General features: G+C 57.8%; 16 protein-coding genes. 1 reads left to right on the top strand and 15 read right to left on the bottom strand.

Annotated features, from left to right (window positions below; genetic code table 11):
• Positions 1 to 10 precede the first annotated feature (10 nt).
• The 15 genes from rnhB to rpsB all read right to left on the bottom strand — a co-directional run bounded on the left by rnhB (position 11) and on the right by rpsB (position 15,185).
• The gene (gene rnhB, locus ACUXAC_RS21530) at positions 11 to 604 is read right to left on the bottom strand and encodes a ribonuclease HII (RefSeq protein ID WP_033654126.1); all 594 of its coding nucleotides are present in this window, start codon (positions 602 to 604) and stop codon (positions 11 to 13) included.
• Complete coding sequence (gene lpxB / locus ACUXAC_RS21525) at positions 601 to 1,749, bottom strand: lipid-A-disaccharide synthase (protein ID WP_033635734.1); 1,149 nt, start codon at positions 1,747 to 1,749, stop codon at positions 601 to 603. Before lpxB ends, rnhB begins: the two co-directional genes overlap by 4 nt.
• A 3-nt stretch (positions 1,750 to 1,752) precedes the next feature.
• Positions 1,753 to 2,541, bottom strand: coding sequence for an acyl-ACP--UDP-N-acetylglucosamine O-acyltransferase (lpxA, locus tag ACUXAC_RS21520; protein WP_454266872.1), 789 nt, complete (start codon positions 2,539 to 2,541; stop codon positions 1,753 to 1,755).
• Between the two features lie 3 nt (positions 2,542 to 2,544).
• A complete protein-coding gene (gene fabZ / locus ACUXAC_RS21515) occupies positions 2,545 to 3,000 on the bottom strand; it encodes a 3-hydroxyacyl-ACP dehydratase FabZ (RefSeq protein WP_004931962.1) in 456 nt (151 codons plus the stop codon).
• Between the two features lie 160 nt (positions 3,001 to 3,160).
• Positions 3,161 to 4,183, bottom strand: coding sequence for a UDP-3-O-(3-hydroxymyristoyl)glucosamine N-acyltransferase (gene lpxD / locus ACUXAC_RS21510; protein WP_454266871.1), 1,023 nt, complete (start codon positions 4,181 to 4,183; stop codon positions 3,161 to 3,163).
• A 3-nt stretch (positions 4,184 to 4,186) separates the two neighbouring features.
• Positions 4,187 to 4,684: a molecular chaperone Skp gene (skp, locus tag ACUXAC_RS21505; protein WP_004931958.1), complete on the bottom strand. Its 498-nt coding sequence runs from the start codon at positions 4,682 to 4,684 to the stop codon at positions 4,187 to 4,189.
• A gap of 156 nt (positions 4,685 to 4,840) precedes the next feature.
• Positions 4,841 to 7,267 carry an outer membrane protein assembly factor BamA gene (gene bamA, locus ACUXAC_RS21500; protein WP_060441357.1) on the bottom strand — a complete coding sequence of 809 codons (2,427 nt, stop codon included), beginning with the start codon at positions 7,265 to 7,267 and terminating at the stop codon, positions 4,841 to 4,843.
• 35 nt (positions 7,268 to 7,302) lie between these two features.
• On the bottom strand, positions 7,303 to 8,658 hold the full coding sequence (rseP, locus tag ACUXAC_RS21495) for a sigma E protease regulator RseP (RefSeq protein ID WP_070913929.1): 1,356 nt from the start codon (positions 8,656 to 8,658) through the stop codon (positions 7,303 to 7,305).
• A 27-nt stretch (positions 8,659 to 8,685) separates the two neighbouring features.
• Positions 8,686 to 9,528, bottom strand: a complete 843-nt coding sequence (cdsA, locus tag ACUXAC_RS21490) for a phosphatidate cytidylyltransferase (protein ID WP_047729987.1) — start codon at positions 9,526 to 9,528, stop codon at positions 8,686 to 8,688.
• Between the two features lie 9 nt (positions 9,529 to 9,537).
• The gene (gene ispU / locus ACUXAC_RS21485; RefSeq protein WP_049198255.1) at positions 9,538 to 10,296 is read right to left on the bottom strand and encodes a (2E,6E)-farnesyl-diphosphate-specific ditrans,polycis-undecaprenyl-diphosphate synthase; all 759 of its coding nucleotides are present in this window, start codon (positions 10,294 to 10,296) and stop codon (positions 9,538 to 9,540) included.
• 277 nt (positions 10,297 to 10,573) lie between these two features.
• Positions 10,574 to 11,770, bottom strand: coding sequence for a 1-deoxy-D-xylulose-5-phosphate reductoisomerase (gene ispC / locus ACUXAC_RS21480; RefSeq protein ID WP_387445213.1), 1,197 nt, complete (start codon positions 11,768 to 11,770; stop codon positions 10,574 to 10,576).
• A 157-nt stretch (positions 11,771 to 11,927) separates the two neighbouring features.
• Positions 11,928 to 12,485 (bottom strand): ribosome recycling factor, encoded by a 558-nt coding sequence (frr, locus tag ACUXAC_RS21475; protein WP_004931943.1) that lies wholly within the window; start codon positions 12,483 to 12,485, stop codon positions 11,928 to 11,930.
• A gap of 119 nt (positions 12,486 to 12,604) precedes the next feature.
• Entirely contained in the window at positions 12,605 to 13,330 is a 726-nt protein-coding gene (gene pyrH / locus ACUXAC_RS21470; protein WP_004931940.1) for a UMP kinase, read from the bottom strand.
• 148 nt (positions 13,331 to 13,478) lie between these two features.
• Positions 13,479 to 14,330, bottom strand: coding sequence for a translation elongation factor Ts (gene tsf, locus ACUXAC_RS21465; RefSeq protein WP_387445215.1), 852 nt, complete (start codon positions 14,328 to 14,330; stop codon positions 13,479 to 13,481).
• 129 nt (positions 14,331 to 14,459) lie between these two features.
• Positions 14,460 to 15,185, bottom strand: coding sequence for a 30S ribosomal protein S2 (rpsB, locus tag ACUXAC_RS21460; RefSeq protein ID WP_016929891.1), 726 nt, complete (start codon positions 15,183 to 15,185; stop codon positions 14,460 to 14,462).
• A 345-nt stretch (positions 15,186 to 15,530) separates the two neighbouring features.
• Between rpsB and map the strand changes: the two genes are divergently transcribed.
• Entirely contained in the window at positions 15,531 to 16,325 is a 795-nt protein-coding gene (gene map, locus ACUXAC_RS21455; protein WP_004931936.1) for a type I methionyl aminopeptidase, read from the top strand.
• The last annotated feature ends 9 nt before the right edge of the window (positions 16,326 to 16,334 follow it).

Below are 16,334 nucleotides of genomic sequence, written 5' to 3'. Positions count from 1 at the left end.
GGCCCGCAGACTACAGCGCCAGTGCCCTTTTCACCGGCGCGAAGCTGCGGCGGTGGTGCTCGGTGGCGCCCAGCGCGGCCAGCCGCTCCAGGTGGAGGGCCGTCGGGTAGCCTTTATGCTGCGCGAAACCGTAGTCCGGGAACTCGCTGTCCAGCTCGGCCATTTCACGATCGCGCGTGACCTTTGCCAGAATGGAGGCCGCGCTGATCTCCGCCACGCGGCTGTCGCCCTTCACCACCGCCTGCGAACGCATCGGCAGCTTCGGGCAACGGTTACCGTCGATTAAAACCATGTCCGGCGCGATATGCAACCCGGCCACCGCGCGCTGCATCGCCAGCATGGTGGCGTGCAAAATGTTCAGCTGGTCGATTTCCGCCGGCTCGGCGCGCCCCAGGCTCCAGGAGAGCGCCTTGGCGACGATTTCGTCATACAACGCCAGGCGGCGTTTTTCACTGAGTTTCTTGGAGTCCGCCAGCCCGACGATCGGCTGCGCCGGATCGAGGATCACGGCGGCGGTAACCACCGCGCCAACCAACGGGCCGCGGCCCACTTCGTCCACACCGGCAATCAGCGTGGCAGCGGGATAGATAAAGGGTTCAATCATGCTTTCGCCAGCTCCAACACAGCCTGAGCGGCCTGTTCGTCCGCACCGCAACGGATGCTTTGGTGCAAAGTAAGGAAAGTCTGTTTCAGCGCTTCAGTTTGCGGGCTCTCTTCAAGCAGCGGCATCACGGCGGCAGCCAGTTTGTCCGGCACGCAGTCATGCTGCAGCAGCTCGGTGACGATCTCGCGCCCCGCCAGCAGATTCGGCAGCGAAACGTAAGGCGTTTTCACCAGCTTCTGCGCCAGCCAGAAAGTGAACGGCTTCATGCGATAGCCCACCACCATCGGGCACTTGGCCAGCATGCACTCCAGCGCCGCCGTGCCGGACGCCAGCAGCGCCGCGTCGCTGGCAATCATCGCCTCGCGCCCCTGGCCGTTCAGCAGGTGTACGGTCAGGTCCGGCGCCACTTCCGCCTTGATGCGCTCAAACTGCTCGCGCCGTTTGGCGTTAACCAGCGGCACCACCACTTCAAGCTCGGGATAACGCGTGCGCAGCAGCTGCGCTGTTTTGAGGAAGTCGGCGCTAAGCATCTCGACTTCGGCGCCGCGGCTGCCCGGCAACAAGGCCAGACAGCGCGCCTGCGGATCGATGCCAAGCTGAGCGCGCGCCGCCAGCCGATCGGGCTGTAACGGCATGGCATCTGCCATGGTATGGCCGATAAACCGGCAAGGCACGTTGAAGCGATCGTAAAACGCTTTTTCGAAAGGGAGAAAGGCCAGCACCAGATCGGTGGCTTTGCCAATTTTGAAAACGCGCTTTTGCCGCCAGGCCCACACGGAAGGGCTGACGTAGTGAATGGTGCGGATGCCGCGCTGCTTGAGGCGGCCTTCCAGCGTGATGTTGAAGTCCGGCGCGTCAATGCCGACAAACACGTCCGGCCGCAGCTCGCCGAAGCGGCGGGTGAGATCCTTGCGGATCTTCAACAGGCGTGGCAAACGCTCGAGCACTTCCACCACGCCCATGACCGCCAGCTCTTCCATTTCGTACCAGGCTTCGCAGCCTTCGGCCTGCATCAGCGGGCCGGCGACGCCAACGAAACGCGCGTCGGGGATCTGCGCCTTGAGCGCGCGGATCAAACCGGCGCCGAGAATGTCACCGGAGGTTTCTCCGGCGACCAATCCGATAGTCAATGGACGATTCGACATAACTCAGCGAATGATGCCGCGGGTGGAACGGGTGAAGAAATCGAGGTACAGCTGCACCACCGGTTGCTCTTTAGCCAGGGCTTCGATTTCCGCTTTCGCTTCATCCAGCGTTTTCTCGCTGCGATACAGGATCTTGTAGGCGTTGCGGATCGCCTGCATTTCATCCTTTTCGAAACCGCGACGCTTCAGGCCGACCGCGTTGACGCCGAACGGCGTCGCGTGGTTACCCTGAGCGATGACGAAAGGAGGCACGTCCTGAGCGACGCCGGAACAACCGCCTACCATCACATGCGCACCGATAATGCAGAACTGGTGGATCGCCGTCATGCCGCCAATGATGGCGTGATCGTCGATTTCCACATGCCCCGCCAGCGTGGCATTGTTGGCCAACACGCAAGAATTGCCGACCACGCAGTCGTGGGCAACGTGCACGTTGACCATCAGCAGGTTATCGTTGCCCACTTTGGTCAGGCCGGTGCCCTGCGCGGTGCCGCGGTGAATGGTGACGCTCTCGCGGATACGGTTGCGATCGCCCACTTCAACGCGCGTCGGTTCGCCCGCGTATTTCAGATCCTGGTTCACTTCACCGATAGAGGCGAACTGATAAATCTGGTTATCGCAGCCGATCTTGGTAATGCCGTTCACCACCACGTGGGATTTCAGCACCGTGCCGGCGCCGATTTCCACCTGGGAGCCGACGTAGCAGAAAGGGCCGATATGCACGTTGGCGCCGATCACGGCGCCTTCTTCGACTATCGCGCTAGGATGGATAAAGGCGGTTTGGTCAATCACGGATTAAGCCTCCCGGCTGCGGGCACACATCATGGTTGCTTCGCAGACAATTTTACCGTCAACGGTCGCCACGCCTTTGAAGCGAGTCAGGCCGCGGCGAGTTTTCTCGAAGGTGACTTCCATGACCATCTGATCCCCTGGCACCACAGGACGCTTGAAGCGTGCTTCGTCGATACCGGCGAAGTAATACAGCTCGCCCGGCTCCAGTTTGCCGACGCTTTTAAACGCCAGGATACCGGTGGCCTGCGCCATGGCTTCCAGGATCAATACGCCTGGGAAAATCGGTTTGCCAGGGAAGTGGCCCTGGAAAAACGGTTCGTTCACCGATACGTTCTTCACCGCACGCAGATATTTGTGCTCTTCAAACTCGAGGACGCGGTCGACCAGCAAGAACGGGTAACGGTGAGGAAGCAGATCCAAAATTTCTGCAATATCCAGAGTATGAGTGTCAGTAGTCAAAATACTCTTCCTGTCTCTAAAAACTGATGGCATCAACAACACGGCCTGCGCTGACCCCAAAAGGAGATCATCATGCAGGCCGCAAATTAACATCTCTTTGCGCTTTTGGTCTCACGACCAACGCGTTTCGTTTTGTCCCCGCCAGGGCGGGCGGCAATGATTAGTCTTTTCCGACTTTACGTTCGACAGCTTTCAAGCGCTTGCTGATCTCATCGATATTCATCACCAACGCAGCGGTTTTACGCCAAACCTTGTTAGGCTGCAACGGAATGCCCGAAGAGTATACCCCAGGTTCGGTGATTGGTCGCATAACCATTCCCATTCCGGTAACAACAACCTTGTCGGCAATCTCCATGTGACCGTTGATCACGCTGGCACCGCCGATCTGGCAGTGGCGGCCGATTTTCAGGCTGCCGGCCATGATCACGCCGCCGGCGACGGCGGTATTGTCGCCAATCACGACGTTATGTGCAATCTGGCATTGGTTGTCGATGATAACACCATTCCCGATTTGGGTGTTATCCAAAGCGCCGCGGTCAATGGTGGTGCAAGCGCCGATTTCGACGCGATCGCCGATAATCACCGTGCCCAACTGAGGGATTTTGATCCACTCGCCGCGCTCGTTCGCATAGCCGAAACCGTCCGCGCCGATCACGGTGCCGGACTGGATGAGGCAGCGCTGGCCGATTTCAACCGCATGATAAATCGTGACGTTCGCCCACAGACGCGTTCCCGCGCCGATGCGTGCGTGTTTGCCAATGAAGCAGCCCGGGCCGATAACCACGTTATCGCCCAGCACCGCACCCGACTCGATCACCGCGTTCGCCCCAATGGCGACGTTGTGCCCCAGCTGCGCCTCAGGCGAGATCACCGCGCTTGGCGCGATATCCTGCGCCGGTGCCGGCGTGGTGTCCATCAGCTGCGCCATGCGCGCGTAGGTCAGGTAAGGGTTCTTAACCACCAGCGCCGCAGTACGGCAGTGTGGTAAATCCGCTTCGGTAAGCACCACGGCGCTTGCCTGGCAGGAAGACAGCTGCTCTTGATAGCGGCTGTTTGACAAAAACGTGATTTGGCCAGGCTGTGCCGAATGCATAGAAGCAATGCCGGTGATGACGAGATCGCCATCACCGTGCAATTGTGCATCCAACTGCTGCGCTAAATCAGCCAGTCGAATTGAAAGCATGTGTTATTTAACCTGTTTCAGCACGTCAGCAGTGATATCTTTGGAAGAGTCTGCATAGGCAACGGCGTTGGCGTCGATCACCACGTCATAACCGCCTTTGCTGGCAACAGATTTCACAGCGTCCTGGATACGGCTCAGGATCTTGTTACGCTCTTCCATCTGGCGACGACGGTTGTCCTGCTCGAAAGCCTGCGCTTTCTGAGAGAACTGCTCGCGCTGTGCCATCACGTCTTTTTCCAACTTGCTGCGGTCGCTGGCTTTCATGGTAGCGCCGTCACGCTGCAGACGTTGCATTTTGGTCTGCAGGCTACGTTCCATGTTCTGGAGTTCGCTTGCACGGCCTTTAAACTCGTTTTCCAGCTGTTTAGCGACCGCTTCGCGGGCCGGCAGCTGTTGGAAAATGCTGGAGACGTTAACGACAGCGATCTTATCTGCTGCCTGAACGCCAGCTGAAGCAGCCATTGCTAAACCGAGGCCTGCGGCACACAACCACTTTTTCACTATAAACTCCTTACCATCACCCATTTGTGTCATATGACACTGAAGTACACAATTTGCCAGACTTATCCCACCAAACAATGAGAATCATCTCCCTCTGCCGGCGGGCGCCTGGCCATTGCGATTCTTAATAACTGTTATGCCCAGAGGCGAGACCCGTTACCAGGTCTTACCGATGTTAAACTGGAACTGTTCGGACTTGTCGCCTTCGTATTTCTTGATCGGATTGGCGTAAGAGAACACCAACGGCCCCAGCGGCGACATCCACTGCAGCGCGATACCGGCGGAAGAACGAATATTGCCCGCTTTACTGTAGTCAGGCACGCCGTACATCAGCGTTTCGTCGGTATTCTTCCACTTGGTATCCCACACGGTACCGGCATCGATGAACAGCGACGTCCGCACGGAGTTGGCGTATTTCTCGCTGATGAACGGCGTCGGGGTGATCAGCTCCAGGCTGGCCACCGCCATGGCGTTACCGCCCACCGCGTCATCCGAGCTACAGATGCTCTGACGCGTGGTGGTGCTGCCGGCGTTGAACTGGCACTGGTACGAGTTGGAGTTGTAATACACCGCCTTCGGACCGATGGTGTTCGACTGGAAGCCACGCACGGTGCTTGAACCACCGGCATAGAAGTTCTCATAGAACGGCATTTCCTTGCCGCCCAGCCCATCCGCGTAACCCAGACGGCCACGGCCCAACAGCACCCAGGTGCGATCGTCGTTGATCGGCACGTACTGAACGCTGTCCAGCGTTACCTTGTAGTATTCGTTGTCCGAGCCCGGAATGGTGACCTTGCCGTTCAACGTGGTGCGGTTACCCGACGTCGGGAAGTAGCCGCGGTCCAGGTTGTTGTAGGTCCAGCCCAGGTTCAGGGTAAAGTCGTCCGTCGAGTAGCTGGCGCGGTCAGTCTTGTTCGCATCCACGCCCATCGAGTCGAGATAACGCCACATGGCGATCTGCGGCTGCATGTTCGACAGGCCGTTGTGGACGTAGCCCAGACCGGTACGCAACGAGTTGTTTTCGTTGATCGGGAAGCCCAGCGTGCCGTCGACACCGTAACTCTTGTTGGTGTAGTCCGACAGATCCGCGTTATCCGCTTTAAAGTCGTTGTAGAACACGCGGCCGCCCAGGCTCACACCGTCAACGGTGAAGTACGGGTTAGTGACCGAGAATTCGGTATAGGTTTGGTAGTCGTTTTTGGTGCCGCTGATGCCGACCGAGTAGCCGGTACCCAACCAGTTGTCCTGCTGCACGCCGGCCTGGAAGCTGACGCCGCTCTCGGTGCCGTAACCGACGCCGAAGTTAAAGGTACCGGTGTTGCGCTCTTTCACCTTGTAGGTTACATCGACCTGATCGGCGGTGCCCGGCACGCGCTGGGTTTCCACGTCAACCGTTTCGAAGTAGCCCAAGCGGTTCAAGCGTTCTTTGCCCTGCTCGACCTGCTCGTTACCCAGCCAGGCGCCTTCCATCTGGCGCATTTCGCGACGCAGTACGGAATCCTTGCTGGTGTCGTTGCCTTCGAACTTGATGCGACGCACGTAGAAGCGGTTGCCCGCGTCGACGTTGACGTGCAGCTTGACGGTTTTATCCGCGTCGTTGATCTCCGGCTGAGTGCCGACGCGCGGGTAGGCGTAACCATAACGGCCCAACATCGTTTTGATGTTGTCTTCCATTTTGGTCACCTTGCTGCCGTTATACAACTCGCCCGGTTCGATCTTGGTGATCTGAGCAACTTCCGCCGAGTGGCCGGCCAGGTTGCCGTTCACGACAACATCGGAAAGCTTGTATTGATCGCCTTCGGTGATGTTGATGGTGATGTAGATGCCTTTTTTATCCGGCGTCAGGCTCACCTGGGTAGAATCGATGTTGAAGCGGGCATAGCCGCGATCCAGATAGAAGCTGCGCAGGGTTTCGAGATCGCCCGCCAGTTTTTGCTTCTGGTATTTGCGATCGCCGACCAGGTTCCACCACGGCACCTCATCACGCAGCTGGAAGCGCGAGATCAGTTCGTCGTTGGTGAAGGCATGGTTGCCGACGATGTTGATTTGTTGAATCTTGGCGGAGACCCCTTCCGTGAACACCAGCTTCAGGTCGACACGGTTGCGCGGCAGCGGCGTAACCACGGCTTTCACCGAGGCGCTGTATTTACCGACGCTGTAGTAGAAGTCTTCCAGCCCTTTTTCAATGCTGGAGATCGTGGTGCGGTCGAGCGCCTCGCCCACCCGGACGCCGGAGGCTTCCAGGTTCTGCTTAAGCATGTCATCCTTCACCGACTTGTTGCCGGAGAAAGTGATGCTGGCGATGGTAGGACGTTCCTTCACCTGCACGATCAACGTATTACCATCGCGCAGTACGCGCACGTCCTCGAAGTTGCCGGTGGCAAACAAGGCTCGGATGGTATTACTGATGTCATCGTCAGTGACGGTATCGCCGACGCGAACCGGCATGTTGAGTAACGCCGCACCGACGGCGACTCGCTGCAGGCCTTCGAAATGAATATCTTTCACTACGAACCCGTCTGCACCGTATACGGTGGCGCTGCCAAACAGCAGCGACGCTATGAGCAACTTTTTCATCGCCATCGTTGTTATGCGTTCTTCCTAACCTATCCCCGCCCCTAGAGGCGGGAAAAATCATTGAAAAGTGCAAGACCCATCAACAACACCAGCACGATCGAACCTATGCGGTAGCTGTAGTCCTGTACTCGCTCGGAAACCGGCCCACCCTTCAGCTTTTCTATCGCCAGGAAGAGGAGATGCCCACCATCTAACACCGGTAATGGGAACAGGTTGATGATCCCCAGGTTGACGCTAATCAACGCCAGGAACATCAGATAATACACGAACCCGACTCCGGCTGACGCCCCTGCTCCCTGTGCAATCGAGATCGGGCCACTCAGGTTGTTCAGCTTTACATCACCGGTTATTAATTTGCCCAGCATGTTAACCGTCAGCCGCATCAGCTGCCAGGTCTTGTCGCCGGCCTGATACAGCGCCGGGAACGGTCCATACTGGCGAATCGTCTTATACTCGTCCGGCAGCGGCAGCACCTTTGGAATGATGCCTGCAAAACCCACCGATTTGTCTTTTCCCACCGGCTTTGTATCCGGTATCAGCGTCAAAGACAAGGGGGCGCCGTTTCTTTCAATCTCCAAAGCCAGCGGTTGCCCCGGGCCATCGTGGATACGCTTCACCAGCGTCTGCCAACGACCCAACGGCTGACCATCGACTTTAACGATCCTGTCCCCCGCTTGTAAACCCGCCTTTTGCGCCGCCGAGTCAGGCTGCACTTCCGCCAACACGGATTCAATCTGCGGGCCGCGCGGCATAATGCCCAGCGCGACAACGGGATCCTGCTTGTCCGGCTCAAAGTTCCACTGGCGCAAATCCAGGGTTTTGGTCACTACCTGCGAAGAGCCGAATGGCGCAACGCCGACTTCGGTTTGTGCATCGCCAATCTTCGCCACCAGCGCCAGACGAACTGACTCCCAATCAGGCGTTTCGATGCCGTCAACCGACTTTAGTTCCATGCCAGACGAAATTTCGGCCTTGGCGGCGATGGATTGCGGCGCGATTTCGCCGATCACCGGGCGGAAACTCGGCACGCCGATGATGAACACCAGCCAGTAGGCAAGGATAGCAAACAGGAAGTTGGCGATGGGGCCGGCGCTGATGATGGCCGCGCGCTGCCAGACGGTTTTGTTGTTGAAGGCCTGATGGCGCATTTCCGGCGCCACCGACTCCACGCGCTCGTCCAGCATCTTCACGTAGCCGCCGAGCGGAATCAAGGCAATGACGTACTCGGTGCCCTGGCGATCGGTGCGGCGCCACAGCGCGCGACCGAAGCCGATGGAGAAACGTTCAACGCGCACGCCACAACGGCGGGCAACCCAAAAGTGTCCGAACTCGTGCACGGTTATCAAGATACCGAGCGCAATCAGAAACGCCACCAGGTTCCAAAGCACGCTGACCATCATCCCTCACTTTCCGTCATCGACGGATTAAAACACCAACAGCATCAGGCAGGCAAACACCGGCACCGCCGCGGTCAGGCTGTCGATACGATCCAGTATGCCGCCATGACCGGGGATCAAATGACCGCTGTCCTTGATGCCCGCTTCGCGTTTGAACATGCTTTCGGTCAAATCGCCCAGCACCGAAGCCAGCGCGGCGAGCACCGAACAGGCCAACAGGGTGGTCGGCACCACGTTCAGTGGCGCATAGCGGCCGAACAGCCAGGAGATTACCGCCGACGTCAACAACCCGCCGATCAGCCCTTCCCAGGTTTTGCCCGGCGAGACCTTCGGCGCCAGCTTATGCTTGCCGAACAGCTTGCCGAACATGTAGGCGCCGGAATCCGCGCCCCACACCAGCAGCATCACGTACAGCAGCCACCAGGCGCCGGTAAACGGGTTTTGCTCGTAGCCGTACTGGCGCAGCGCCAGCATGCCCCAGAAGAACGGCACGATGGTCAGCAGGCCGAACAGCAGGCGCAGCGGGCGCGAGTTGCGCCAGATGGCGGCCGAGCCGGGGTAGAACAGCACCAGCAGCAGCGCCGCCAGCCACCAGACCAGCGACAGCCACAGCGAGCCGCTCACCTGCGGCACGGATTGATGGTACGCGGGAACGCTGAGCATCATCAGCGCCAGCAGAAAACCGCACAGTATCGCCAGCCAGATGCGCTGCGAACGGGAGGTAAAACCGGCCAGTTGGCCCCACTCCCAGGCTGCTAACATGCACACGACGAGCGTTACCAGAGCAAAGGCCAGCGGCGGCAACAGGAACAGCGCCGCGATAACGATCGGGATTAAAATCAGAGCAGTTATGAGGCGATACTTCAGCAAAAGTTCTCCCTAGGACGCATCGGCGCCGATAGGTGTTGTTCCCCCGAAGCGGCGCTCACGTTGTGCAAATGCATTCAGCGCACCTTCAAAGACAAGTTCATCGAAATCAGGCCAGAGCACATCCGTAAAGTAAAGTTCAGCATAGGCGATTTGCCACAGCAGGAAGTTACTGATGCGATGCTCGCCACCGGTGCGGATAACCAGATCCACCGGCGCCAGGTCGCTCATGCAAACCCGCTCGCTCAATAATTCCTCGCTGATCTGATCCGGGTGCAACTCTCCCACCCGTACCCGTTCGGCCAGCTCCCTTACTCCCTGAATGATATCCCAACGGCCGCCGTAGTTGGCAGCGATATTGAGCGTCAGGCCATCGTTATTTTCCGTCAGCGCTTCAGAGCGGCGGATCCGCTCCTGCAAACGCGAGCTGAACCGGCTGATATCGCCGATCACCCGCAACCTGACGTTATGTTTATGCAGGCTTTTTACTTCACTATCCAGAGCACGGACAAAAAGCTCCATCAGGGCGGAGACTTCCTGCACCGGACGGTTCCAGTTTTCGCTGCTGAAGGCATAAAGCGTGAGCGCATCTAAATGGTGGCTGGCGGCAAAACTGACCGCGCGGCGAACCGATTTCACCCCTGCTTTATGACCGAAGACACGTAACTTGCCCTGACGTTTGGCCCAGCGTCCGTTACCGTCCATGATGATGGCGACATGGCGCGGCCCCGGGGAAGATGGATTAGCCTCTTGTTGGTTTGCGGACGACATAACTCGTACTTATTTCCTCAATAGAAATATAACTGCCTTTCCGGAACATCAGGCCCTTACGCGCAAAAAAAGCCGTGTGCCCGACACGGCTTTCAGCCTGCCCTCGCGATGCCCGGCGCAGCCGGGTCGCCATTGACGCACAGGGCGCCAATCGGGCCATAATTCAACGGTATAACCGCTGACAGGTGGCGCAGACTATACCACCTCAGCGGAGCATGAACAAACGGCCCCGCTGCGGCATACGCGAATTACGAGCAAAATCGGATAATCGCCGTGCTCAACCGCGCAACGCGCGAACGCGCTCCTCGGCGGCGGCGCGCGCCTGGCGGTCAATGTCTAAGACCGCTTCGATGCACGTCGGTTCCTGCAGCGCGAGGCGCTCGACGACCTGCCGGTTGACCGCGGCAATGTCGGTAAAGCGAATCTGCTGCTGCAAAAATGCCGCCACGGCGATTTCATTCGCCGCGTTCAGTGCGGTGGTCGCCGCCTGGCCGGCGTCGAACGCTTCGATCGCCAAATACAGGCAAGGATAGCGCTCGCGCTCCGGTTCGGCGAAGGTCAGCGAACCGATGCGGCAGAAGTCCAGCGCTTCCACGCCGGAGTTTACGCGCTGCGGATACGCCATCGCATGGGCGATCGGCGTGCGCATATCCGGCGTACCCAGCTGCGCCAGCACGCTGCCGTCGGCATAGCGCACCATCGAGTGAATCACCGACTGCGGGTGCAGGATCACTTCCATTTGCTCGGCCGAGGCGTTAAACAGCCAGCGGGCCTCAATGTATTCCAGACCTTTGTTCATCATGGTGGCGGAGTCCACCGAGATCTTGCGGCCCATCGACCAGTTCGGGTGGGCACAGGCTTGATCCGGGGTCATCGCGGCGAACTGCTCCAGCGGCGTGGTGCGGAACGGGCCGCCTGAGCCGGTAAGCACGATGCGCGAAACGCCATGACTGTCCAGGGAAGAGTATCCCAACTGACGCTGAATGCTCTCAGGCAAACTCTGAAAAATCGCGTTGTGTTCGCTGTCGAGCGGCAGCAGCTGCGCCTGGCTTTGCCGCACTGCGTCCATAAACAGACGGCCGCAGGTGACCAGCGACTCCTTGTTGGCCAGCAACACCTGCTTGCCTGCGCGGATCGCCGCCAGCGTCGGCAGCAGCCCTGCGGCGCCGACAATGGCCGCCGTCACTTGATCGACGTCATCCAACGCCGCCAGTTCGCAGGCCGCTTGTTCCCCGGCCAAGACCTCGGTAGCGACGCCGTTTTCCACCAGAATGGCGCGCAGCTCGCGAGCGGCGCTTTCCTCAGCCATCGCGGCGAAGGCGGGCCGGAATTCCATGCATTGCTGCGCCATGACCGCGACGTTGCGGCCGGCCACCAGTGCTTTGATCGCAAAACGGTCGGGATTCGCCCTGACCACGGCCAGGGTGCTGGTCCCTACCGAGCCGGTCGAGCCAAGAATGGTCAGTTGCTTCATGAGTTCACTCTGAATAACTGTCTGATGAGATCGGAGGTGCTCCAGTGTGGAACCTTGGACACCGCTTGTCCATGATCTTTCAGTACGATGAAACGGGATCTGCGCCACAAAAAACAAAGCGCCGCCCAGGCGACGCTTTTTTTCTGCGCGATGCTGATTAGAAATCCATCAGCTCTTTTTCTTTCTCTGCCAGCGCGGCATCGACCAGCTTGATGTAAGCGTCGGTCATTTTCTGAATCTCGTCTTGTGAACGACGTTCTTCGTCTTCGCTGATCTCTTTGTCTTTCAGCAGCGCCTTGACCTTGTCGTTAGCGTCGCGACGCACGTTACGCACCGCTACGCGGCCCTGCTCGGCTTCGCCGCGTACGATCTTGATCAGATCCTTACGACGTTCTTCGGTCAGCGGAGGCAGCGGAACGCGAATGTCAGAGCCGGCGGAAGACGGGTTGAGGCCCAGATCGGAGCTCATGATCGCTTTCTCAACGGCCTGGCTCAGGCTGCGGTCGAACACGTTGATTTTCAGCGTGCGGGAGTCTTCCACGGTCACGTTGGCCAGCTGGCGCAGCGGCGTAGCGGCGCCGTAGTATTCCACCATGATGCCGTCCAGAATGCTTGGAGAAGCGCGGCCGGTGCGGATCTTGCTGATTTGGTTTTTGAATGCTTCTACGCTTTTTTCCATGCGTGAATCAGCATCTTTTCTGATTTCATTAGTCACGTTGCAAACCCTTGGAAGCTGGTTACTTGGCAGGCGATACTCAAGTATAGCCCGTAATCGTACTCGGAGAGCGCGCGGCGCCTGGCGTCACGCGCACCGAAAAAGGGGTGTGAACAGCCTTATTTGCTGATCAGCGTACCTTCGTTCTCACCCATCACCACGCGGCGCAGCGCGCCAGGCTTGTTCATGTTGAACACGCGGATCGGCAAGCCGTGATCGCGGGCCAGCGTAAACGCCGCCAGATCCATCACTTTCAGCTCGCGCTCCAGCACGTCCTGATAGGTTAATTGTTCATACAGCGTCGCATCCGGGTTTTTCACCGGATCGGCGGAGTATACGCCATCCACTTTGGTGGCTTTCAGCACCACGTCCGCTTCGATCTCGATACCGCGCAGGCAAGCGGCGGAATCGGTGGTGAAGAACGGGTTGCCGGTACCGGCGGAGAAGATCACCACGCGGTTGTTGCGCAGCAGGCTGATAGCCTCTGCCCAGCTGTAATTGTCACATACGCCGTTCAGCGGGATCGCCGACATCAGGCGGGCGTTCACATAGGCACGGTGCAGTGCATCACGCATAGCCAGGCCGTTCATCACGGTAGCCAGCATTCCCATGTGGTCGCCCACTACGCGGTTCATGCCGGCTTGCGCCAGGCCCGCGCCGCGGAACAGGTTCCCGCCGCCAATAACTACACCGACCTGAATTCCCAGTTCGACCAGCTCTTTCACTTCCTGAGCCATGCGATCCAAAACGCTGGCGTCGATACCAAAACCTTCTGCACCTTGCAGGGCTTCGCCACTCAGTTTAAGCAGAATACGCTGATATACGGGTTTTGCATTGGTTGCCATGGTGTTCTGTCCTAAGAAGCAGTATTAGTATTGGGGATTTCAGCCGATGAAACGCGCCTGAGGTGAGAATCACGCTGCAGGGCCTGCCACCGGTGTAATTCTGGCTGGATAGTATGGAACCGCCAGACGGCGGTTCCATCGACAGTCATTAAGACTGTTTGCTCATCGCGGCAACTTCAGCAGCGAAGTCGGTTTCGACTTTCTCGATGCCTTCGCCCACTTCGAAGCGAATGAAGTTGGTCACGTCAGCGTTGTGCTCTTTCAGCACCTGAGCAACGGATTTGCTCGGATCCATAACGAAAGGCTGACCGGTCAGAGAAACTTCGCCGGTGAATTTCTTCATGCGGCCTTCAACCATTTTCTCTGCGATTTCTTTCGGCTTGCCGGACTGCATGGCGATGTCCAGCTGAACCTGGTACTCTTTTTCTACCACTTCAGCAGACACGTCTTCTGGCTTCACGAACTCTGGCTTGCTTGCCGCAATGTGCATTGCGATTTGCTTAACCAGCTCTTCGTCAGCGCCTTTAGCCGCAACCAGTACGCCGATACGCGCGCCGTGCAGGTAGCTGCCCAGCACTTCGCCTTCCAGGGAAGCAACGCGACGAATGTTGATGTTTTCGCCGATTTTTGCCACCAGCGCTACGCGCTCTTCTTCGAACTGTGCTTTCAGCATGTCAACGTCAGTGATTTTGCCGGCCATAGCGGCATCCAGCACTTTGTCGGCGAACGCCTGGAAACCGGCGTCTTTTGCTACGAAGTCAGTCTGGCAGTTAACTTCCAGAATGATGCCGTAGTTGCCTTCGATCTTGGTTTTGATCACGCCGTCAGCAGCCACGTTGCCTGCTTTTTTAGCGGCTTTGATCGCACCGGACTTACGCATGTTTTCGATTGCCAGTTCGATGTCGCCGTTGGATTCAACCAGCGCCTTCTTGCAATCCATCATGCCAGCGCCGGTACGCTCGCGCAGTTCTTTTACCAGGGCAGCGGTAATATCAGCCATTTATTTTTCCTCGGTTATCTCGCGTGGAGACAGTTCTCATTCAGATAAGCAAAGGGGGCCTTTACAGGCCCCCCTAACCAACATATGTCAATACCTGGTTAATAAGGGCTCAGTGACGAGCTTGCCTTATTATTCAGCTTCTACGAAGCCTTCTTCCGCCTGAACGGCCAGATCTTGAGAACGACCTTCACGCACAGCGGCAGCAACGGCAGTCAGGTACAGGTTTACTGCACGGATTGCGTCGTCGTTACCAGGGATGATGAAGTCAACGCCGTCTGGGTTGGAGTTGGTATCAACGATAGAGAATACCGGGATACCCAGGTTGTTGGCTTCTTTGATCGCGATGTGCTCGTGATCGGCATCGATAACGAACAGTGCGTCTGGCAGACCGCCCATATCTTTGATACCGCCCAGGGAGTTTTCCAGCTTGGCCAGTTCACGAGTGCGCATCAGCGCTTCTTTCTTGGTCAGCTTGTCCAGGGTGCCGTCTTGAGACTGGATTTCCAGATCTTTCAAACGCTTGATGGACTGACGAACGGTTTTCCAGTTAGTCAGCATGCCGCCCAACCAGCGGTGGTTCACGAAGAACTGGTCACAGCTGTTAGCAGCGTCTTTTACCGCTTCGCTTGCTGCGCGCTTGGTACCAACGAACAGGATCTTGCCTTTACGGGAAGAGATCTTGCTCAGTTCAGCCAGAGCGGCGTTGAACATTGGTACGGTCTGCTCCAGGTTGATGATGTGAACCTTGTTACGAGCGCCGAAGATGAAAGGCTTCATTTTCGGGTTCCAGTAACGGGTCTGGTGACCGAAGTGAACACCAGCCTTGAGCATGTCGCGCATGGAAACAGTTGCCATGATTAAACCTCTATAGATTAATTGGGGTTATGCCTCCACGTATCCCATAGCGCCGACCCTGGCGGCGATAAGTCACCTCAGGGCACCCCGGCGGATGTGCCGATACGTGTGTGTTATTTACACAAAATGAGTGCAGTTAAAGTATTTTCGGCCAATTCCTGCCAGGTCACAAGAACCAAGTCGCGGATCGCCGGCGCGCTTTATACCATAAACCCGCTGCAGACACCAACTTTTGTTGCTTTACGCCGGGCATCGGGAAATGAAATTTGGCAGCCTCCGGCCGGGCTGATACCATAAGTCACTGCTTCTTATTGTCGACGATAACGACACCTGCGGACGAATTTCATGGCAATCTCAATTAAAACACCTGATGACATCCAAAAAATGCGCGTGGCCGGCCGCCTGGCCGCCGAAGTGCTGGAAATCATCGAGCCGCACGTCAAACCTGGCGTGACCACCGGCGAACTGGACCGTATCTGTCACGAGTACATCACCAACGAGCAGCAGGCCATTTCCGCCTGCCTCGGCTACCACGGCTTCCCGAAATCCGTGTGCATCTCGGTGAACGAAGTGGTGTGCCACGGCATCCCGAGCGATGACAAAACGCTGAAGGACGGCGACATCGTCAACATCGACGTGACCGTAATTAAAGACGGTTTCCACGGCGACACCTCGAAGATGTTCATCGTCGGCAAACCGACCATTCTGGGCGAGCGCCTGTGCCGCGTCACTCAGGAAAGCCTGTATCTGGCGCTGAAGATGGTCAAGCCGGGCATCCGCCTGCGCACCCTGGGCAAGGCTATCCAGCAATTCGTCGAGGCCGAGAAGTTCTCCGTGGTGCGCGAGTACTGCGGCCACGGCATCGGCGAAGTGTTCCACGAAGAGCCGCAGGTGCTGCACTATGATGCCGATGACGGCGGCGTGGTCCTGCAGGCGGGCATGGCCTTCACCATCGAACCGATGGTCAACGCCGGTGACTACCGCATCCGCACCATGAAAGACGGCTGGACGGTAAAAACCAAAGATCGCAGCTTGTCGGCGCAGTATGAGCATACTATTGTGGTCACTGATAACGGCTGCGAGATAATGACGTTGCGCAAGGATGACACCATCCCCAACATCATTACGCACGAGATGTAAGCACCGCGG

The sequence above is a fragment of the Serratia sp. 121840015-1 genome, assembly GCF_053627655.1.
Note: the sequence above shows the minus strand (reverse complement) of the source record. Positions and strands in the feature narration are given on the sequence as shown.